Source organism: Sphingomonas sp. T1, assembly GCF_902506585.1.
Lineage (GTDB): Bacteria > Pseudomonadota > Alphaproteobacteria > Sphingomonadales > Sphingomonadaceae > Sphingomonas > Sphingomonas aerolata.
In genome coordinates this window covers 2,926,600-2,947,602 of record NZ_LR733875.1, presented here as the reverse complement: position 1 = coordinate 2,947,602, position 21,003 = coordinate 2,926,600, and the positions used below count along the sequence as shown (strand labels likewise).

Sequence of the window (21,003 nt, the reverse complement as noted above, 5' to 3'; positions counted from 1 at the left end):
ACGATTAACAATGCACGCCTGCTTCTGGCATTTGCAGTTCATATGTCTGCAATGTTTCAGATCTCTTATATTCGTGAATATGCCGTGCAATTAACAAATCTTATCATCAATTTACCGATTTGATTGATCATTTTTAGATTATATTTACTCGAATTGCTGCTCTGATGTTGCACGCAGGATATTTCGTCGATAGGTTTGATCCTATCGGCGCGATAAAGTCTGATTCCGCACTTGCGCCAACCGTCGGGTCCCCGTCATAATCTGCTGTCAGCCTAGGAGGCGCTGCTTTGAAGGTCGCGCTTTTCAATGTGAAATACAGCCCGAATCTGGGCGATGGACTGCTGTCCGAATGCACCGAGCTCGAATTGCACCGCGCCGGGATCGATGCGGTCTCGATCGATCTTGCCGGCAGGACGGGCTACGCGCCCGGTAATGCCAGCCGGGGCAGGATGCTCGCCGTGCTTGAGGGAATGCCCGCACCGCTGCGCCGCGTCGCGACCCGCACGATCCTCTCGGCGCTAGCGGCGATCCGGCTGCGCCCGGCGTTTCGCCGCCAGCTCGTCGATTGCGATGCGGTCGTCGTCGGCGGCGGCAATCTGTTCAGCGACAGCGATCTCAATTTTCCCGTCAAGATCCACGCCGCGCTGTCTGAAGCGGTGAACCTGCCGGCCGCGGTATTTGCGGTCGGCGTGGCGCGGAACTGGTCCGCGACCGGCAGGCGATTGTTCGCCGACGGACTGCGAAATGCCACGATGGTCTATGCGACGGTGCGCGACGAACGATCGCGAGAGATCTGGGACGACCTCCTTCCCGCACCGATCCCCCGGGCGGGGCTGGTTCGCGACCCGGGTCTGCTGGCCAGCCGGCACTATCCGCGAGGCCCCGCCTCCACCGATCGCCGCAGCGTCGGGCTGTGCATCACCGATCCGCTCGCGCTGCGCTATCACGGCCATGACACGGATGCCGGAGACATGGCGCACTGGTATGGTAGCGTGGCGACGGCGCTTGCCCAGGCGGGATGGACCGTCGGGCTGTTCACCAACGGCAGCCCCGAAGACCGGGCGTATCTCAATCGCAACGCGGCCGACTGGATCGCGGCAGCCGCGCCGACGCGCATCACCCGCATCGCCGATTTCGCCACGCCCGGTGACCTCGCCACGTTCATCTCGAGCTGCGACCTGATGGTTGCGCACCGCATGCACGCCTGCATCGCCGCGCATTCCTTCGCGGTCCCGACGATCCTGCTCAAATGGGACCCGAAGCTGGAAAGCTTTGCCGAGATTGCGGGCCGATCGGACTATTTCGTCGACCCCGCGACGATCACGCCGACCGCGCTGGCCGAGCTGGCCGCACGGGCCGAGCAGGCCGGGGTCGATCGGGCCGCGTGCACGGCGTTGATCGATGCGGCGGCGGGCGACGTTGCGGCGCTTGCCCGCGCACTCAGGGCGGCGGTCGCGGCGCGTTCATGATCGATCATATCGTCGTCATCAACGACCTGTCGGTACCCAAGGGCGGGGCGACCGCACTCGCGCTGGCATCCGCATCGGCGTTCCGCGCACGCGGCTACCGCGTCACCTTCGTCACCGGCGATGATGGCGACAACCCGGCGCTCCGCGACCAGGGTGTCGAGATCGTCGCACTGGGAAACAAGCGGCTGCTGTCGGGCGGCGCGCTGACCGCGTTGACCCGCGGCGTCTATAATCGCGCGGCCGCCGACATGGTCGCGCGCTGGATCGCCGCGAATGATCGCCCGTCGACGGTGTATCATGTGCATGGCTGGGCACAGATCCTGTCGCCGTCGCTGTTCGCCGCGATCGCACCAGTGCGGGCGCGGCTCGTCTATTCGGCGCATGATTTCTTCCTGGCCTGTCCAAACGGCGCGTTCGCGTTTCTGAAGACCGGCGCGGTCTGCACGCTGACGCCGATGTCGCCCGGCTGCATCGGCGCGAACTGCGATCGTCGCAGTTACGCGCACAAGCTCTGGCGGGTCGGTCGGCAGGCGGTGCAACGCCATCATTATGATCCGCGCCACTCGCCGCCGGTTCTGGCGATCCACGAATCGATGCGCCCGTATTTGATGCGCGCGGGCATTCCGGACGCGGCGATCGAAGCGCTGCCCAATCCGGTCGTGCCCTGGTGCAGCACCCGGGTCGAGGCCGAACGCAATGCCGAAATCCTGTTCATCGGCCGCCTCGAAGCGACCAAGGGACCCGATCTCGCAGCCGCGGCGGCGCGGGCGGCGGGGTGCACCTTGCGCGTGATCGGTGACGGCGTCCTGCGCGAGTCGTTACAGGCCAGCTATCCCGAAATGTCCTTCATGGGCCAGCAACCGCCGGCGGCGATCCGCGGCTATGCGGAACGCGCGCGGATGCTCGTCATGCCGAGCCGTTATCCCGAGCCCTATGGGTTGGTCGCGGCGGAGGCGCTGTGGAGCGGCCTGCCCGTCATCATCACCGATACCGCCTTCCTCGCAGACGATATCGTCGCGGCGGGCGCCGGGCTGGCGATCGAACCGCGCGACACGCTAGCGTTTGCCGCCGCGATCCGGCTGATTGCCGAAGATGATGCGCTGGCACGCCGAATGAGCGAGGCGGCCTATGGCCACACCCGCGGGCTCGCGCTGACGCCCGACGCGTGGATCGACCGCCTGCTCGACGCCTATGCACGTCGCCTGGCTATGGCAGCGTGACCGACGCCGGCGCGGGGAGCAGCAGCGGCAGCGGCAATGCGCCCCCGCGTGCACCCCGGCGGTCCGCCCGGGCGGTCCTGGCCGCGGCTGTCGTCGCATAGCCGGTATTGACGACGCCCCTACCGTCGTCGGCCATAGTGGTTTTTCCGGCGCGTGTGCGGCCGGCGCCACGGCGCTCGCTGCCGGCAAGGACCCGATAGGGATTAGCGAGCGCCATCGCGCGTAGCCGTTGCGCACGCATCGGCAGGATCGCCGCGCCCAAGGCCGCCATGCCATAGAGCAACCGCATCGCGTCGATCGAATGATGGAAAAACGCCGATCCCGCGAATTCGCCGAGCGTCAGGCCGATCGCGCCAAGCCCGGCGATATCCGCGCTGCGCACCATCGGCAGGCCGAGCAGCAGCAACAGCGCCAGCGCATAGGCGATGATTGCGCCCAGCGGAGCCGCGATCAGATCCGCGGCGGACAGCAGACCCGCCGCGACGACGAGCAGCACCAGGCCGCCGCGCGCGGCCATGACCACGTCTGCGCCGGTGATCCAGTGGGAGGGTCCTCGAATCATGGCCACAGCCATAACCGGGACACCTCAATTTCGGGTTAAACCCGTCGTGGATCGCGATCAGAAATAGCGTTCGCCGACGCGGATCGTATCGCCGGGCTGGACCTCGATCGGCTGCTCGCGAATGACGACGGTGCGCTCCTCGGTCGCCCGCGCGCGACGGATATAGATATGGTTGCGATTGGCCCGATAGGAGAACCCGCCCGCGGCCGCGACCGCCTGCTCGATCGTCATGCCGTTCACGAACGGAAACTCGCCCGGCCGCGCGACTTCGCCCAGGATATAATAAGGGCGGTAGTTGAGGACCTCGACGCTGACGTGCGGATTGTTGACATAGCCCTGGGCAAGGCTTGCCGTCACCGATTGCGACACCTGCTCGATCGTCTGGCCACCCGCCTTGATCGCGCCGATCAGCGGGAACGCGACAGTCCCCGACGGCGTGATGCTATATTCGCCGGTCAGATTGGGCTCGTTATACACTGTGATCCGCAGCTTGTCGCCGGCACCCAGCCTGTATCCCTCAACGATCGCCATGTCGGACGCGGAAAGAACCGGCGGCTCCGCCTGCGTGCATCCGGTCGCCATCGCCAGGGATGCAATGATGACGGCCCGAAAATAGACTATAGGACGCATGATTTTCCCCAAACTATGATTGTCATGACTATATCGGAATTGCCGACAAAGAGAAATACAGAGATATCAGCTTGGGATAACCGTCGCCGACAATGGCATGGCCGATTCCCGGCGATGGTATCGTCTTGATAGCCATACCCGAACTGGTCCATCATAATAGCGCATGGCGACAATCGAGGCGGCAATTACGATCGCCAGGGATGCCACGATAATGGTCGCGGGGGCGAAACCCTGCCGCAACCCGATAAACGCGACTGACAACACTATCGGATAGTGAAGGATGTACAGCGGATAGGAGAGATCGCCCAGGAACGCGGCCACCCGCCGCCATCGGGGCGGCACCTCGAACCGGCTCCCCGCCCAGACGAGCAGCGGCCCGCCCGCCAGAACGAACGCGAGATCCCTCGCCAGAGACGCCGCGCCGGTGAGCGGCAGCGCGAGGCAGAGCAGCAGCACCGCTGCCAGCACCATGCTCGCCTTGGCCGATGGCCGCGCGGTGATCGCCGGTAATCGGGCCAGCAGCATCCCGATCGGAAAGCCGTACAACACCCGCGCCAGCCCGAACGGCAGTCGATCCGCGGTCGATCCGGCGATCAGCCGGTCGGTCCCGTAGAGCATGGGCCCCGCGACGATCACCACCGCCGCAGCGACCGCCAGCGCGACGATCCACAGGGTTCGGGCGCGGAACAGGATCCATCCGTAGAGCAGGTTGACGAACAGCTCGAACGAGAGCGACCAGGCTGGTGCGTTCAGCGGAAACACACTGGGATAGGGAAGGAGATAGGGCAGCATCAGGAGGTTGCTGACCGTGGCGAGCACCAACTGCCCGCCGTCGAGCGCGAACCGCGCGTGCAGATGCGACTGCGCCAGAACCTTGACCAACCCCAGGCCTGCCCCGACCAGGAACAGCGGATAGAGCCGGATGAGCCGCATTCCCACGAACGGCCCGAACCGCATCGTCGTCGACAGACGACGGTCATACGCCGTGGCGATGACATAGCCGCTGAGCACGAAGAAGAAATCGACCGCCAGATACCCGCCGGGCATCAGCGGCACGAAGACGATATCGCCGACGTGCAGCGCGATCACAGCGATCGCCGCGAGCCCCCGCAGAAGATCGAGCAGCAACTTGCGGTCATGATCGGCCCCGGTGCGCGCGGCCGGGGTAAGGGCCGTCATCGTCGCACCGCCCGCTGCGCCGCAAAGGGGAATCGATTGCCGCGCAACGCGGCGCAGGGCTGACGATCGACGTGGCGGCCGACACGCGTGCCGCGCCGCCGCGTACCCGCAATCGAACGCGTGATGATCGCCGTCATGATTCGCTTCGCCCTTCGGTTCGACAATGAGACGGCGACAGGATCAGGGATCCGTACGGCGTTGAGAACAGAAACTTTACTGCCAAAGTTCCAGACACAACCAGACCCGGCCTGCCCGACATCATGTGCTTTGACGACGGTATCTACGTTTTCTTCGGGCAAGACATCGCTATTCATGACCATTGTAAATAATCGCCGCTTTCATTGGAGCGAGGCGTTTCGGCCAGGGCCGAATGGCGATAGCATCGGGACCGCCGATGCCGACCGGCGCCCGGTCCGCGGACACGTCGCACCGCTGGCGCATGATGCCGACGCGGCCAGGCCGAAGAGCGCCCGGCTCGCAAAAACCCCAAGGGGTTCGGCGCGAGCGACTCAAAGTCTTCCTATACAGTTCAGGTTCTTATCGGTGAAACACCTGCTCACTGCGGATCAGCAAAACCTAGCCTCGATTGCCGTTATCGTCTGATATCATGTTCCGATCGAGCCCGAAGGCAGGACGCCTGATCATATGTCCTCTGGCCTTATCCCGCCTTCAGAGCCTCCCCATACAACCCCCGCCTACATTATGAAATGTATTGGAGCCTGCTCCACAGGACGCATGTTACAGCACCGATTGTAAGATCAACTTTTTTACCAAATGACACACCAACTGTAACTTGCATACAATAACGATCATTTGCCGCATCGACAGAATATTGTAGTTATACGGATGTGATGGGGCACGGCTTCTCCGATCCTGCCGAAGTTCGACACAAAGACGGCGGCGGGGCCGGGCAGAGCTCTTGGGGGGCGGCGTATTGGTTGAGCGTAAGAAGAGTGTCGCGCTGATCGCGCGGGCAGTGTGCGCAACGTTGCTCATTGGCGGCGGCGGCAGGGCCGGCAGTGCGTCGGCGCAGATGTCGGCGGGCCGGTTCGGCGCGCAGTCGGTGCTCGAGCGCACGCGGCCGGACTATGATCCGATCGGGCTTCGCCTCGGGACGTTCACGATCCTGCCCTCGCTCGACGCGAACACGGGCTACGACAGCAATGTCCGCGCGCTGCAAAGCCCGGTGCTCGACGACCTCATCTTCACGCTGCGCCCCGCGGTCGTCGCGCGCTCCAACTGGTCGCGCAACGCAGTCACGGTGCGGGCGAGCAGCGACATCCAACGCTTTGTCGACCGTCCCGTCGAAAATGCCGAACAATATCAAATCGGCGCCGATGGTCGCTTCGATATCGGCAGCAGGACGCATCTGGTCGCGGACGCCCGCGTCGGCCGGCTCATCGAAGCGCGCGGCAGCACCGGCGACACGGCGCTGGACGGCGAACCGGTCAATTTCATGGACTATCATTTCGGCACGGGCGCGGACCATGATTTCGGCCCGCTTCTGACCCGCGCCAGCTTCACGTTCGACGAATTCCGCTATGGCGATCGCAAAGCCGCGGGCGGGCGCAAGGTCGACAACAGCCAGCGCAATTACCGCTCGATCCTCGGCGACATCCAGCTGACGATGCCCGTCGCGCCTGCCGCCGGCGTGTTCGTTCGCGGCACCGTCAATACTGCCGATTACATCAACGAACCTGCCGGGCCGAGCGGCGATTCGACAAGCTATAGCGCGTTGACCGGCATCGCGTTCGGCGTGACCCCGCTGCTCTACGGCAGCATCGGCATCGGATATTTCGCCCAGACCTACCGCGAGCCCTCGCTCGATGGCACCAATGGCCTGAACTATTCTGCGGCGATCACCTGGAACCCGACCCCGCTCGCCACCGCGTCGTTCACGCTCAATCGCGCGCTGCAGCGCGCGCCCAGCCCGACGCTGGGCGCGATCACGACGACCACCGGGACGCTGATCGCCGACTACGAACTCCGCCGGAACCTGATAGTCGGCGCGACCGCGGGCTATTCGCGCAATCTATACGGCCTGATCGACCGCACGCAGACGCAGATGACAGGCTCGGCGCGTGCGACCTATCTGTTCAGCCGACTGATCTCGTCGACGCTTCGGCTCGACTATCTTCGAACTCGCCCCGATCAGGCGAGCGGCGTCGACAGTCTGGGCATTGGCCGACGCTTCGACAAGACCCGGATATTTCTCGGCATGCGGCTTCAACTATGAGCCGCGCGCCGATGATCCGACCAGCAAACGACATTCCCGGGATATGGAGAATGAGCAAGTGACAACCGCGATCCAAGTCTATGGCGGCGGCAATGCGATGCCGATCAGCCCCTATACCCCGCAGGCCAGCGAGGTCGCGCAGGATCGGATCGATGCGCGCGCGCTTGTCGCGATGTTCCGTCGGCGGCTCGGCATCTTCCTCCTGGTCTTCCTCAGCATCCTAATAATCGGCCTGGTACTGACGTTCCGGCAGACGCCGTCCTATACCGCGGTCGCGCAGGTGTCGCTGAACGTCAAACAATCTGCGCTCACGCCAGCGGGGGTCGGCGAGCGGCCGGATCTCGACCGCGCCGAACCCAGCGCGAATTTCGTCGATACCCAGGTCGAAATCATCCGCTCCGAGGCCTTTGCCCGGCGCGTCGCCTCGGCACTGGCGCTGCCGTCGGATCCGCGGTTCACAACGGTGCAGGAGCCGCACGGCATCCGCACCTGGATCACAAGCTGGTTCACGGCGCCGCCGAAACTCGCGCGACCGACTGCGGCGGAGGCGGAAGACGCGGCGATCACCTATGTTCAGGACGGCGTCACCGCGACGCGGCTGAACTCGACCTACGCGCTCCACATCTCGTTCAGCGACACCGATCCGGCGATGGCGGCGCGGATCGTCAACGAATTCGCGCGGCAATATACCGAGGGGTCGCTGGCGAAGAAGCAGGTCGAGAACCGCGATTCAACCGCGATGATCGCCCGCCGCGCGGAGGATCTGCGCGCACGCTGGCAGGCCGCCGACGCGGCCGAACAACGCTATCGCATCCAGCACAACCTGACGAGCACGCAGGGCCTTTCGCTTACCGAGCAGGAGATCTCGACGTACAACCAGGCCGTCGCCGCAGCCCGGGCCGCGCTGGCCGAAGACCAGGCCCGCCTGTCGACCGCGCGGGCGCAGCTTCGTTCCGGCTCGCGCGGCGATGATGTCGGGGAAGCACTGGGGTCGTCCGTCGTGTCGGGTCTGCGCGCGAACCAGTCGGCGCTGAGTGCTCAGGTCGCCGAGCTCACGACCCGCTATGGCGCGCGTCATCCCGACGTGCAGCGCGCGAACAGCCAGCTCGCCGCGATCGACAAGCAGATCAGCAACGAAATCGCGCGCGTCATCTCGAACCTCGCGGCGAAGACGCGGGTGTCGGAGGGCCGTCTCGCGTCGCTGTCCGGAACGCTGAGCGGGGCGCAGGCCGCGCTGGCCGGCAACAACGCCGCCACTGTCGAACTCAACAACCTGGCACAGAACAACAAGACCGCGCGGTCGACCTATGAATCCTATCTGACGCGCTATCAGGAGCAGCTGGCCCGGCTCGGCACCGAGCAGGCCGATGCCTCCGTCCTGAAGCTGGCGGCGATCCCCGACACCCCGACCAGCCCCAATATCCTGCTCAACCTGATCCTGACGACCGTGCTCGGGTTCGGCTTTGGCCTGGTCGCCGCCTTCCTCACCGAGATGGCGTTCACGGGGCTGACCACGGGCGACGATATCGAACAGCGTCTGGGCGTCCGCTATCTCGGCGCGGTGCCGCTGCTCGCTTCGGTGACCAAATCGGCGAAGTCCCCGCCCTCGGCGATCGCGGCCGAGCCGCGATCGGCGTTCGCCGAATCGATCCGCAGCCTGCGCGCGTCGATCACCTTTGCCGCCCACGCCCCCGCCAAGGTGATCGCGATCACGTCCGCGCTCGCGCAGGAAGGCAAGACGACGACGTCGATCTGCCTGGCCAGGTCGATGGGTCTGGCCGGGGAAAAGGTCGTGCTCGTCGATTGCGATCTTCGCCGCCACGGCGTCAGCCGGTTCCTGCGCACCGAAGCCGATCGCCCGGGCCTCATGCAGGTGCTTCGCGGCGAGGCGACACTCGAAGCCGCGCTGGTCGAGGACACAGCGACCGGGATGATGGTCCTGCCGATCGCCGCGGATGACGATTTTGACGGCGACCTCATGATCGGCGACAAGATGGACGGACTGCTCGACGCGCTGCGTGACCGGTTCGACGTCATCGTGCTCGATACAGCGCCGGTCCTGCCGATCGCGGATGCGCGGCTGATGCTCGGCAAGGCGGATGTCGCGGTGTTTGTCGCGCGGTGGCGCAAGACACCCGATCATGCGATCCGCTCGGCACTGCGGCTCCTGCCACTCGACCGCATCCACCTTGCCGGAATCGCGCTGACCAAGGTCGACATCCGCAAACAGGCGCGGTTCGGCTATGGCGACTCGACCTATTATTACCACGACTACAAGGGCTATTATGCCTGAGCTGGCCGTCGATGCCGGCATCGGCAGTCTGGCCCGCCAGGCTGAAACGATCATGCCCGGTGCCCCGTGTCGCGACCCATGTCGCGCCCCGTTCGTCCCGAATCGCAGCCGCCCGGAAGGGTGGCCGCAGCGGGTGGCGATCGTGCATTATTGGCTCGTCACGATGCGCGGCGGCGAACGGGTGGTCGAGCGGCTGCTGCACCTGTTTCCGCACGCCGAGATCTTCACGCATGTCTATGACGCCAGCGCGGTGTCTGAAACGATTCGCGAGCGCCCGGTCCATACCAGCTTCATCAACCGGCTACCGGGGGCCCGGCGTCACTATCAGAAATATCTGCCGCTGATGCCGATGGCGCTCGAACAGCTCGACCTGCGCGGCTTCGACCTCGTCATCAGCAGCGAATCGGGCCCGGCCAAGGGCGTGATCACCGATCCCGATACGGTGCACCTCTGCTATGCGCATTCGCCGATGCGGTATCTGTGGGATCATTACCATCAGTATCGCGGCAGCGCGGGACGCCTGACCCGGCTGATGATGACCTTGCTGTTCGGCCGGCTGCGCCACTGGGACATGACGAGCGCGGCGCGGATCGACATCGTCGTCGCGAATTCGCAGTTCATCAAGAAGCGGATCGCCAAGGCGTGGCGCCGCGATGCGGTCGTCGTCCATCCGCCGGTCGACACAAGTCTCTTCACCCCGGCCGCCGTGGTTGGCGACGAATATCTGTGGGTCGGCCAGATGACGCCCTACAAGCGTGCCGACCTGGCGGTGGATGCGTTCAACGCGCTGCAATTGCCCCTGCTGATGGTCGGCGACGGCGAGATGGCGGCCGAGCTGCGCAAGCGCGCCGGCCCGACGATCCGGATCATCCCGCGGATGCGCTTCGACGAGTTGCGCCACGCCTACGCGACGTCGAAGGCGCTCATCTTCACGCCCGAGGAGGATTTCGGGATCGTGCCGGTCGAGATGATGGCATCGGGCCGCCCGGTCCTCGCCTATGCACGCGGCGGGATCCGCGACAGCCTGGTCGAGCGCAAGACCGGACTGTTCTTCGAGCACCAGACGGTCGGATCGCTGATCAACGGCGTTCGCGCGATGGAGGCATGGCTGCCGGAATTCGACCCCGCCGATGCGGTGGCGCAGGCGGAACGGTTCGCCCCCGAGCATTTCGATGCCGGGATCCTGGCGGCGCTGGAGGCATGATGCGCCGAAGGGCCTTGATCGCGGCGATCAGCGCGGCGTTCGCGGTCGCCGGCAGCGCGCAGCAGCAGCCCGCGACCCCGCCGATGCGGTTCGGCGTCCAGACCCATTTCAGCCAGAACTGGCCCGCCGCATGGGGCGATCGGGCGATCGACGTCACCGCCGGGTCGTTGCGCGATTCGCTCCCCTGGGCGTCGGGCGAACCGCGTCCGGGCAGATATGCGATCGAGGGTAGCGTCGCTGGCACCCTGTCCCGCTATTGCCACCGCAGCGGCGGTGACGTCCTGCTGACGCTCGACCCGCGCCACCCGCTCTACGACGGCGGCCATACCGTCAGCACGCCGGCGGCGATGGCTGCCTATGCCGCCTATGTCGGCACGGTCCTCGATCGCCTCCCCGGCTGCGTCACCGCGATCGAGGTCGGCAACGAGATCAATAGCGGCAACCTGGCCTATCCGAAGGGTGTCGACCCCGCCGCCGCCTATGTCGCGCTGCTGACGGTCGTCCGCGACCGGATCAAGCCGCGCCACCCGTCCGTCGCGATCCTCGGCGGTTCGACCAACATGATCGGCACCGGGTTCCTCGAGACGCTGTTCAAGGCCGGGATGCTTGGTGTCGCCGACGGCGTCGCGGTGCATCCCTATCGCCACCTGGCGGACAATATCGACTGGGAGATCGCGCATCTCGACGCGACGATGCGCCGCTACGGCACGCCGATCCCGATCTGGGCGACCGAGTTCAGCGACAATTACCCGACACCCGATCTCGCCGCGCCCGAACTGGTCAAGTTCGTCACGCTGATGAGCGCGAGCGGGGTCCGGCGCGCCTATTGGTACGCGCTGATCGACCAGCGGTTCTTTCGGAACATGGGCCTCTTCACACAGTCGCAGGCGACCAAGCCCGCAGCGGAGGCCTTCACGCTGCTCACGACGCACATGCTGCCCGCCGGGCGCGCGCAGCGTTATCGACACGGGCGATCGCGATGTCCGGCTCTACCGCTTCGGTGTGGATCGCTGGGTGGTCTGGGGTCCATCCGGGACGCTGCGGTTCGATGCGGGGCGCATCCTATCGGCGCGCAACCGGCCCCTGCCCGGCACCAGCGTCGCGATCGGTCCGGATCCGGTCGTGGTGATTGGCGCTGCACGCTTCGCTTTCACGCGCGGCACGGTGCTCGCCGATAGCCTCAGCGGCTATGGCAGCGCCCCCTGGTCCTATTGGGCCGAAGGCGCCGACGGACAGCGCCACGCGCTCGGCATCCTCGACGGGATGTGGACGAGCGCCTTTGGCAGCCGCTTCACGCGGCCGCTGGCGATCAGCGACACCGGCGGCGCGGTCGCGGGCGATGCGGCGCATGCGGCCCGCGCCGTGATCCGCTACACCGCCCCCGCCGCGATGACCGCGCGCGTCGCCGCCTGTATCGCGAAATCACCCGGTGGCGACGGGCTCGACGTCGCGCTTCTGGTCAGGGGCAAGCGGGTCGCAGGCGCGGTCGTCGTCGATCGCTGGACGGCCACCGATCAGACCGTGACGCTGCGTACCGGCGAGACGGTCGATCTGTCGGTCGGCCCCAACCAGATCCCGGGACACGACGCCTTTACCTATCGGATCCGGCTCACCGAAGCGGGCGGCACCATTTCGCCCGACGCCACCAAGGGACCTGCAGGATGCATCTGACGCTCATCGGCGCCGCTCAGTTCGTCATCGGCTTCCTCCTGCTCATGTTCGGTACCGTGCCGAGCATGCTCGCCTTCGTGATCGTCTCCGCGCTGATGATGGGGTCGTCGGCGATCGATCTTCCCGCGATCGGCGCGTCGTCGATCCCGCCGATCGAGTTCGCCGCCGTGTTCCTCACGATCCGCGTGCTGCTGCCCGGATCGATCAACGTGCCCGCGCTGGCGGCCGCGTTGCGCGCCAACATCCTGATGATCTTCTTCGTCGCCTATGGCATCGTCGGCGCGATCCTGTTGCCGCGGCTCTATGCCGGGCAGATCGACGTCGTGCCGATGCGCGTCCGCGCGCTGAACCGCTACGAATCGATGGAACGCTTCACCTATGCGACCCAGCGCCTGCTGCCGACGTCGCAGAATCTGACCACTGCCATCTATTTGCTCGGGACGGTGATGGTCGCGATCTGTGCCTATGTGGCGCTCACGCACAAGGATGCGTGGCGTCTGCTGGTCAAGACGGTCGCCGTCGTAGCCCTGATCCACGTCGTCATCGGCATCGCCAGCGTGGCGGTGCCGGGCAACGCGGTCCTGACCTTCTTTCGCAACGGCGCCTATGCGCAGATCGACAATAGCTATCGCGGTTTCGTCAGGATGAACGGCATCGCGCCCGAGGCGTCCGCCTATGGCGGATTCGGGTTCATGCTGTTCGTCTTCCTGTTCGAATGCTGGATCCGCGACGTGATGCCGCGTTTGACCGGCCCGTGTGCGCTCGCGCTGGGGCTCGCGCTGGGCGCCAGCACGTCGAGCCTGGCCTATCTCGGCCTCGTCTCCTATGCCGTCCTGGTCTTTCTCCGGTCGGTCGTCTTTCCCAAGACGATGCGGGTGGATCGCCTGCTCGTGCTCGGCGCGACGACGATGCTCTTCCTCATGGTGGTCGCCGCGGCCAGCGTCTGGTACCCGCGGCTCGTCGCCGAATTCGGCGATATGATCACCCATTTCACGCTCGAAAAATCCCAGTCGCAGTCGAGCGAACAACGGCAATTCTGGTCGTTGATCGGCTACCGGGCGTTTCTTGAAAGCTATGGCCTCGGTATCGGCGCGGGCAGCTTCCGGTCGTCGTCGCTGATCACCGCGATCATGGGATCGATGGGCGTGATCGGGATCGTCTGCTTCGTGAGCTATCTGCTGCAGGTGTTCAAACCTTTGCGCCTGAGCACCTATGTCTCCCCCGCCGATCCTCGCGCCGCAGTCGGCGCCGCGGCGTCCTGGGTCTGCTTCGCCTCGATGGTGCCCGCCGCGGTCGGCAGCCCGACACCCGACCCGGGCGTGCTCTTCGCGGTGTTTGCCGGCGCCGCGCTGGCCTTGCGCCCGGCGGTATCGCGCAAACCGCAGCGGATCCAGGCCGGACCGCCGTCCGGCCAGGCGGCGATGCACGATACCGCGATGGCCTGACCCTGGGCCTAGCCTGCCGCCTTGGCGGGATGTGCCAGGCGGGTGCGGTGGAGCAACCACTTGCGCACAGGCTCGTCGAACGTCTTCACCGCAACCCATGCGAACACCGTGAATATGACCGACATCAGGATCGCCAGCAGCGTTGCTGCCAGCCCCTGGATGTGCAGATGACCGGCCAGCCCGCGGATATGCGGAGCGATACCGCCCTGCAGGATATAAACCGGATAGGAGAGAGCGCCCAGCGTGCGGCACAGCGGGACGGTGCGCGTGACCGTGCCATTGGCGCCGGCCGCGACCAGAAGCGGGAATATGAGGATCGCCGCAGCGACCTCATACACGCCGGTCCACGCACCCAGCCGGGGCATCGCCATAATCCCGCACAGCGTCGCGATTACCGCCCAGACGGGCGCGCGCAGTCGGTCGAGCAGGCCCGCCCGGCGCAGCCTGTACACCCCGACACCGGCAAAGAACGAGAACATCACGCGGGGGAGCCCCGCCCAGCCTTCCGGCCAATAAGGGCCGACCGCGAGCGTCTCGAAATGAAGGCCGGTCGCTGCCAGCGCGATGGCCGATACGCCGACGATGACCGCAAGCATCCGGTTATTCAGGAGCGGTGCGATCGCGCCATAGAGAAGATTGACGAGCAATTCCCACAGCAGCGACCAGCTGGGTGCATTGAGCGCATACATGCACTGGTCTTCGGACAGCGCACCATAGGGGGTCGGGATCATCAGCACCCCGGTCACGAAGAGCAGCGCCAGCATCCCGCCATCGTAAAGACGGACAAACCCTGCCGCACCGATGACGGCGCCGAGAACGATCAACGGATACAGGCGAACCACGCGCACCCACATGAAGGCCTTCAACGACATCCCCGCCTTGATCCGCTCCTCATAGACGGCCGCGATCACGAAACCGCTTAGGCCGAAGAAGAAGTCGACCGCCAGCGCGGCGTGCGGGGTTATCAGGATCGCATTATACGGCGTGACGTGCATGACAAGAACAGCGAAGGCGGCAACGCCCCGCAGGCCGTCCAGAACATCAAATCTGATCCTCTCCACATTCTTTCCGCATGTATTTTGTGTATATTTCGTGCGGCAGACTTTATTTCTTAGACACTAGTATGTTTTGCCTTTGATTCCATTACTTGGCTCAATATCCTGCATCACGGGCTACAACTCGACTTTCTTCTATGTTCAGACTTATGACCAATAATGAGGGATTTACGGCAATGGCGGAGCCTTTAAGTCTGCGAGTGAAACGCGTCGTGCATTCGCTGCGTGATGATTCCGCCTGGCGCATCGCGCGGTTTCTGCGCGACGACGCACGCGATCGCGCGGCCGTTACGCCTGTGGTGTCCGACGATCCCGTTGCGGGCAGCTATCGCAATGACGTGGTCATGCTCGACGACGCGGATCCGGACGACTTTCCTGCCGTGATCTTCCAGACGTGGAAAAGCCGGTCGGTGATTCCCGGCAATTACCGGCACTGGCGGCAGACCTTCGTCGACACCAACCCCGACTGTCGCGTGCTGCTCTGGGACGACGCCGATAACCGCGCCTTCATCGCCGATCGGTTCGCTTGGGCGCTGCCGGTCTATGACAGCTATCCGCAGGAGATCTTCCGCGCGGATGCCGTTCGGTTCTTCTTCCTGCTCGAATTCGGCGGCCTGTACGCCGACATGGATACCGAATGCCTGCGCCCGATCCGGCCCAGCGCGTCGACCGGCGCGGTCGTGCTGTGTCGCATGGGGGGCAATCCCGATTTCGCGCACGCCATCCCCAACGCGATCATGGCATCCCGGCCGTCACAGATCTTCTGGCTGTTCGCGATCCACTGCATGATCGAGGCGGCGGAGCGCATCCCGGATGCCGCCGCACGGATCGCCGCCGGGCCGGAGACGATGACCGGCCCGGTGCTGCTGAAACAGGCCTATGACGCGTTCGTCGCGCTCGACGAAGCCGCGGTCATGGCGCTGCTCGCCCCCCTCCTCGCCAAGCTTACCGAGCGACAGCGCACCCGGCTGCGCTATGCACGGCCGACGCTGCTCGACGGGCGGAACTGGTATCCGCTCGACTGGACCAATATGTTCCACAAGCGGCTGTGCAACCGGTTGCGCACCGACCGCCGCATCCTGCCGATCGAAGTCGGCCGCTCTCTCTTTCCGGACGCCGCGGTTGTCACATATTGGAGTCATTCCTGGTAAATACGGCCTGCTGTGACCCGCCCCGCGCGAGGGGGCGGGCCGCGGGGGTCAGGCTACCCCGCGCGTACGCCGTAACACGAGCCGGTGAAACCGGTCCGCGGCGACCGTCTCGATCCCTCGCGGGCGTCCGCTGGCATGCCAGACCAGCATCAGCACGACGAGATACAGCATCATCCCCCCCGCCCCGGCGCCGACGAGCCCGAGCCCGCGGTCGAACCCGGTCAGCGTCTGCAGCCAGGGGCGCAGCGCGAGCAACAGCGCGGCCATCCCAGCGGATGCGGCAAAGGCCCGCCACGGCCGGACAAGCTGCACGCCGAGCGGCACGCCGATCAGGCTCCGGACATAGGCCGCAGACACGATGCCCATGACCAGGGACGATCCCGCCCGCGCGGCGATCGCGCCGGCGACGCCGAAATACAGCGCGCCGAGGATCGTCGCAGGCACCTTGATGCACAGTTCGTACAGGCTCTGCCGGAAGAAGATCGCGGTCTGGCCCAGCGCCATGGCGAGCGGCGCGAGCGCGGCAGCGAACAGCGTCGGGATCATTGCCAGCACCAGCCATTGCAGCAGCGGCGATGCCGGTTGCCATTTCGGCCCGAGCGCGAAGGCGACGAGCGGCTGCGCGAGGATGCTGATCGCGACGAGGACGGGAAGGACGGCGCTGACGATCGTGCTGGTCGTCCGCAGATAGGCCTCGCGCAGGCGTTCGGGATCGTGTCGCACCATCGAGAAGGCCGCCAGCAGCGGCCGGATCGTGGGCTTGAGCACCGCCTGGTCGGGCAGGCTGGCAAGGTCGCTGGCGAGCGAGAACGTCCCGAGTTGCGCGCGCGAGACGGTGAAGCCGAGCACCAGCCGGTCGATCTGCCAGTTGATCGCGGTCACGGCCTGCGCGGCGGTCGTCCATCCGAGCAGGTCGGCGAATTCGCGCCAGCGCCCGAGTCCGAAGCGCGGGCGGAAGGGGGCGAACCAGTAGGAGGCCAGCACCATGAAGGCGGGGGCGACGACCGTTCCCGCGGCGATCGCCCAGTAGCTGCGCGTCAGGATCGCGCATGCCGCGGCCGCGACAAAGGCGCAGCCGCGGCCGCCGACCTCGATGATCAGGTCGCGGTGGAAACTGATATCCTTGGCATATTGCGCCATCTTCGGACTGACGAGGCCGCGGAGCGCGGGGGCGAGCGCGATGAAGCAGATCAGCGGGACGAGCCGCGCGTCGCCGTAGAAATAGCCAAAGGGTATCGCGAGCAAGGCCAGACCTACCGCGAGCACGGCACTGCGTATCACGCTGAGCGTGAACGCGGTCTCCAGCATCGGCCGGCTGATCGCCTCGGCGCGGACGAGCACCTGACCCACGGGCAGTTCGAAGACCGCCTCGACGATCCGGACCAGCGTCATCGCGATCGCGACGAGACCGAAGTCCTGCGGCACCAGATAGTTGGCGAGCAGCAGGAGGCTGGCAAAGTCGATCAGCCGCGCGAGGAACCGCGAGGCGATGAGCCACGCGGCACCCGCAGTGGTGCGTCCGGCAATGGGGGCCGCCTGCGTCATCTCAGACGCCGTTCGCAACGCGCTGCGGCGCGCGGGTGCGCAACCACGTCGTCATGGCACGGCGCACCGGTTCGTCCCACCACCGCAGAATCAGCCAGCTCGCGATCAGCACGCCGGGCAGCGCCAGCCCCGTCCCGACGGCAAAGCTCCTGCTGCCGAGGATCGCCTGATAGGCCGCGTTGATCCAGACGAAGATCGGATAATGCAGCGCATAGACGGGGAACGAGAGCGCCCCCAACACTGCCGATGCCCGCGCCACCCGGCCGCGCAACACGACATGCGCCCCGCTGAGCACCAGCAGCGGCGAGACGATCAGCGACCAGCTCCATCCGACCCAGAAGGAGAGGCCCTGCGGCCAGTAGAAGAGCAGCGCGCTGAACCCGAGCAACGGCCAGAACAGGAACCGCCACCGCGCATCGCGGATCGGCGCAAACCCCGATTGCGCATGATAGAGCCCGACCCCGGCGTAAAAGGCCCCGAACACGCGCGGCAGGCCGGTCCAGAAACTCGCCACCTCATCCCCGCCGATCCCGACCAGCGCCATCAGCGCATATCCCGCCGCGACGATCGCCAGCGCGCTCCCCATCCCGTCGATCCGGCGCAGCGCCGCCCAGGCGATGTTGACGACGATCTCGAGAAACAGCGTATATTGCGGCCCGTTCAGCGGAAAGACCTGCGGCCCGCCGATCGCCCGGCTGGCGTCGAGCATCGGCAGGCACAGCAATCCGAACGCGGTCGCGCGGGTGAGTTCGGCGACGCTGATGGCGGGATCGTGCAGCAGGACGATGCGTGCGGCGAGATAGGCGGCGGAGATCAGCGTGCCGAGAATGACGAGCGGCATCAACCGGACGAGCCGCAGGACGGCGAACGTCCGCGTTGCCATCCCCTGATCGAGCGTCTCGCGATACGCTACCGACAGCACATAGCCACTGAGACAGAAGAAGAAATCGACCGCGAGCCCTGCATTCGCCGCCAGCCAGGGATGACCCTGCCAATGGCCAAGATGGAAGAGCAGGACCGATATCGCCGCCAGCCCGCGCAGCCCGTCGAGCGCGGCATAATGCGGGCGCTGGCGGGTCACGCCGCGATCGCTTCGGTCGGGCCCCGACCCCGCAGGCGCGCAGGCGCGCGTGGCGGTGCGGTCAGTCACGCGCGACACGCTCGATAACGTCCAGCAGCTGCCGTCCTGCCGAATCCCAGCGGAACGCCGCGGCCCGGCCATAGCCGGCAGCGCGCTTCGCCGACCGGACGACCGGATCGGCCAGCGCGGTGATGGCCTGCCGCCACCCCGCCGGATCGTCGACATCGGCATAGAGGACCGCATCGCGGCACATTTCCGGAATCGCGCCCGCCGGCGCGACGATCGCGGGACAACCGCACAGCATCGCCTCGAGCGGCGGAAGCCCGAAGCCTTCGGTGCGCGACGGAAAGACCTGCGCATAGGCTTCCGTATAGAGCGCACGCAGCGTCGCATCGTCGCAGCGACCGACGAACACCGCGTCGGTCGGCGGCGTCAGACCGACCGCGTCGATTACTGCGCGATCCGCGCCGACCACCACCAGCTGCAACGGCGCCAGCGCGCCATCGGCAAAGGCCTCGAACACGACATGGTTGTTCTTATACGCTTTGGGGCTGCCGAACAGGAGCACATAGCGCCCTGCGGTGAGCCCCAGTCGCGACAGCGCGTCACGGTCGGGCTCCGCGTCGAAAATATGGTCGACGCCGTTGTGGAGGACTTCGGTCATCCGCCGATCGACCACGCCGAGCAGGTCGAGCATCTGCCGGGAATAGGCCGACACGGTGAGGACGGCCGCGCTGCTGCGCGCCATGCGCGGCACGAGCAGCCGGTATCCGACCCGCTGTCGCCATGGATAGGAGCTGTCGGGGAAGAGGAACTGCGCGTCGTGGATCAGCAGGATCTTGCGGCGATGCCGGATCGGCGCGAGGTTGGCGAGGTTGACCAGCACGCCGTCGGCCGCGCGCGCGGGCAGGACGAGCTGCTCCCATCGCTGCGTATCACCGTCCGCCTGCTCGACCAGTTCGATCGCGCGCAGAGCGGGCTGCCATTGCCGCCGCGCGGGTATCAGCAGGCGGGCCGGCGGGCGACGTTCGGGCGGCATCGCGGCGAGCAGCGCGTCGACTTCGCGGATGAGGCGATCGGACACGCGGTGCACCCCGTTCATCCCGCCCGCATAGAATTTGCCGTTGAAATAGATCGGCGTCGCGGTGCTGCTCACATCCGCTCGATCTTGCGGGGATCGAGCTTGCCGCGGGTCAGGTCGGCAAAGGCCAGGACATTGCCCCACAAGCGCCCGCGCCGATCGACATGCGCCTCGGGCCACAGGCTGCGCACCAGATTCGCGATGACGTTCGCGGTCATCAGCCGTTCGCCCAGCCGCGGCTGCATCGTACCCTTCCGCTTCAGATAGACGATGTTCGCGATCTGCGAATAGCCGAGCTTCTTGCCCGGCGTGCGGCCGGACCTCACGCCCATGTGCACGCCGGTGATCGACGCGGACGAAACCAGTCGGCCGCGTCGTCCGATCTGCGTCGTGAAATCGATATCCTCCTGCCAGCCATAAAGCGGCAGCGCCTCGTCGAAACGCAGTCCGGTCGCGGCACTCAGACGGATCGCCATGTTGCAGCCATAGAGCGCCTGACGATCGCGCAGCGCCGGGTCGGCTTGGGGATCGGCTTGGGAATCGGGGCTGGCGGCACGCGCTGCGACGATCGCCAGCGCGGCCTCGACGCTCAGCCCGCTCGAGTTGATGCCGTCGGCGAGCAGGTCGCCGGTGATCCCGACAATCGCAGGATCGCTTTCGAACACGCGCTCGACCATTTCGAGATAGTCGGGCGCGGGGACGAAATCGTCATCGAAGAAGGTGACGAACGCCGCCGCGTCGCCGATCATGTCGAGCGCCGCGTTGCGCTGCCGGCACAGGCCACGTCCGGCGAACACGATCTCGGGCTGCACCGAACTTTCCGCGACACCCTCGACGTCCTGCGGCGAGACCGACACGACGATCACCCGATCGGGCCGTCGCGTCTGTCGTTCCAGCAGATCGATCGTTCGACGCGTCAGTGACGCCCGACCGACCGTGGCCACGACGACATACATCAAAGCCAATATTCGCCCCCAAGCAATATCCAGCATAGCTGCTTGACGACTTGTCTTGTAACGTACCTTCTATTCATAGCAAGCATGTCGCTTACTATTACTGGTCAGAAAATCTTTTGTACAATTTGATAAAATAGAAATACTTTATTTTCATAATGATGGTGTTAGTCGCGGACGACATGTCTTTTGGTTCGGGGATAATAATGACGGACCAGCTGCGGGAAT

General features: G+C 65.6%; 18 protein-coding genes. 9 read left to right on the top strand and 9 right to left on the bottom strand.

What is annotated here, in order from left to right:
• Window positions 1-287: 287 nt before the first annotated feature.
• Window positions 288-1,469, top strand: coding sequence for a polysaccharide pyruvyl transferase family protein (locus GV027_RS13385; RefSeq protein WP_159512174.1), 1,182 nt, complete (start codon window positions 288-290; stop codon window positions 1,467-1,469).
• Window positions 1,466-2,689, top strand: coding sequence for a glycosyltransferase family 4 protein (locus tag GV027_RS13380; RefSeq protein WP_159512173.1), 1,224 nt, complete (start codon window positions 1,466-1,468; stop codon window positions 2,687-2,689). The genes GV027_RS13385 and GV027_RS13380 overlap by 4 nt, the downstream gene beginning before the upstream one ends.
• Here GV027_RS13380 and GV027_RS13375 read toward each other — a convergent pair.
• The 4 genes from GV027_RS13375 to GV027_RS13360 all read right to left on the bottom strand — a co-directional run bounded on the left by GV027_RS13375 (window position 2,676) and on the right by GV027_RS13360 (window position 5,380).
• Complete coding sequence (locus GV027_RS13375) at window positions 2,676-3,251, bottom strand: hypothetical protein (protein WP_159512172.1); 576 nt, start codon at window positions 3,249-3,251, stop codon at window positions 2,676-2,678. The two genes, GV027_RS13380 and GV027_RS13375, sit on opposite strands and share 14 nt — an antisense overlap.
• Before the next feature lie 57 nt (window positions 3,252-3,308).
• The gene (locus GV027_RS13370; RefSeq protein ID WP_159512171.1) at window positions 3,309-3,881 is read right to left on the bottom strand and encodes a polysaccharide biosynthesis/export family protein; all 573 of its coding nucleotides are present in this window, start codon (window positions 3,879-3,881) and stop codon (window positions 3,309-3,311) included.
• Between the two features lie 66 nt (window positions 3,882-3,947).
• Window positions 3,948-5,060, bottom strand: a complete 1,113-nt coding sequence (locus tag GV027_RS13365; protein WP_159512170.1) for an acyltransferase family protein — start codon at window positions 5,058-5,060, stop codon at window positions 3,948-3,950.
• Window positions 5,057-5,380, bottom strand: coding sequence for a hypothetical protein (locus tag GV027_RS13360; RefSeq protein ID WP_236559215.1), 324 nt, complete (start codon window positions 5,378-5,380; stop codon window positions 5,057-5,059). Before GV027_RS13360 ends, GV027_RS13365 begins: the two co-directional genes overlap by 4 nt.
• 614 nt (window positions 5,381-5,994) lie before the next feature.
• On the opposite strand from GV027_RS13360, the gene GV027_RS13355 reads away from it, so the two are divergent.
• From GV027_RS13355 to GV027_RS13330, 6 genes are all read left to right on the top strand, one after another.
• A complete protein-coding gene (locus GV027_RS13355) occupies window positions 5,995-7,296 on the top strand; it encodes an outer membrane beta-barrel protein (RefSeq protein ID WP_159512168.1) in 1,302 nt (433 codons plus the stop codon).
• A 58-nt stretch (window positions 7,297-7,354) separates the two neighbouring features.
• Window positions 7,355-9,589 (top strand): GumC family protein, encoded by a 2,235-nt coding sequence (locus tag GV027_RS13350; RefSeq protein WP_236559214.1) that lies wholly within the window; start codon window positions 7,355-7,357, stop codon window positions 9,587-9,589.
• A 163-nt stretch (window positions 9,590-9,752) separates the two neighbouring features.
• Window positions 9,753-10,793 (top strand): glycosyltransferase, encoded by a 1,041-nt coding sequence (locus tag GV027_RS13345; RefSeq protein ID WP_236559343.1) that lies wholly within the window; start codon window positions 9,753-9,755, stop codon window positions 10,791-10,793.
• Window positions 10,793-11,971 (top strand): glycosyl hydrolase, encoded by a 1,179-nt coding sequence (locus GV027_RS13340; protein ID WP_159512167.1) that lies wholly within the window; start codon window positions 10,793-10,795, stop codon window positions 11,969-11,971. Before GV027_RS13345 ends, GV027_RS13340 begins: the two co-directional genes overlap by 1 nt.
• On the top strand, window positions 11,958-12,464 hold the full coding sequence (locus GV027_RS13335) for a hypothetical protein (RefSeq protein ID WP_236559213.1): 507 nt from the start codon (window positions 11,958-11,960) through the stop codon (window positions 12,462-12,464). The genes GV027_RS13340 and GV027_RS13335 overlap by 14 nt, the downstream gene beginning before the upstream one ends.
• Window positions 12,455-13,909 (top strand): hypothetical protein, encoded by a 1,455-nt coding sequence (locus GV027_RS13330; RefSeq protein WP_159512165.1) that lies wholly within the window; start codon window positions 12,455-12,457, stop codon window positions 13,907-13,909. The genes GV027_RS13335 and GV027_RS13330 overlap by 10 nt, the downstream gene beginning before the upstream one ends.
• 8 nt (window positions 13,910-13,917) lie before the next feature.
• Here the strand turns inward: GV027_RS13330 and GV027_RS13325 are convergent, their stop codons facing one another.
• The gene (locus tag GV027_RS13325) at window positions 13,918-14,970 is read right to left on the bottom strand and encodes an acyltransferase family protein (protein ID WP_159512164.1); all 1,053 of its coding nucleotides are present in this window, start codon (window positions 14,968-14,970) and stop codon (window positions 13,918-13,920) included.
• A 170-nt stretch (window positions 14,971-15,140) separates the two neighbouring features.
• Between GV027_RS13325 and GV027_RS13320 the strand changes: the two genes are divergently transcribed.
• On the top strand, window positions 15,141-16,115 hold the full coding sequence (locus GV027_RS13320; protein ID WP_159512913.1) for a glycosyltransferase family 32 protein: 975 nt from the start codon (window positions 15,141-15,143) through the stop codon (window positions 16,113-16,115).
• Window positions 16,116-16,163: 48 nt separating this feature from the next.
• On the opposite strand, the gene GV027_RS13315 is transcribed toward GV027_RS13320, so the two are convergent.
• Genes GV027_RS13315 through GV027_RS13300 form a run of 4 tightly spaced genes read right to left on the bottom strand, consistent with a single transcriptional unit; the run spans window position 16,164 to window position 20,778 of the window.
• Entirely contained in the window at window positions 16,164-17,660 is a 1,497-nt protein-coding gene (locus tag GV027_RS13315) for an oligosaccharide flippase family protein (protein WP_159512163.1), read from the bottom strand.
• A gap of 1 nt (window position 17,661) precedes the next feature.
• Window positions 17,662-18,810 (bottom strand): acyltransferase family protein, encoded by a 1,149-nt coding sequence (locus GV027_RS13310; protein ID WP_159512162.1) that lies wholly within the window; start codon window positions 18,808-18,810, stop codon window positions 17,662-17,664.
• Window positions 18,803-19,897: a glycosyltransferase family 4 protein gene (locus GV027_RS13305; RefSeq protein WP_159512161.1), complete on the bottom strand. Its 1,095-nt coding sequence runs from the start codon at window positions 19,895-19,897 to the stop codon at window positions 18,803-18,805. Before GV027_RS13305 ends, GV027_RS13310 begins: the two co-directional genes overlap by 8 nt.
• Window positions 19,894-20,778: a glycosyltransferase family 2 protein gene (locus GV027_RS13300; RefSeq protein WP_236559342.1), complete on the bottom strand. Its 885-nt coding sequence runs from the start codon at window positions 20,776-20,778 to the stop codon at window positions 19,894-19,896. The genes GV027_RS13305 and GV027_RS13300 overlap by 4 nt, the downstream gene beginning before the upstream one ends.
• Between the last annotated feature and the right edge of the window lie 225 nt (window positions 20,779-21,003).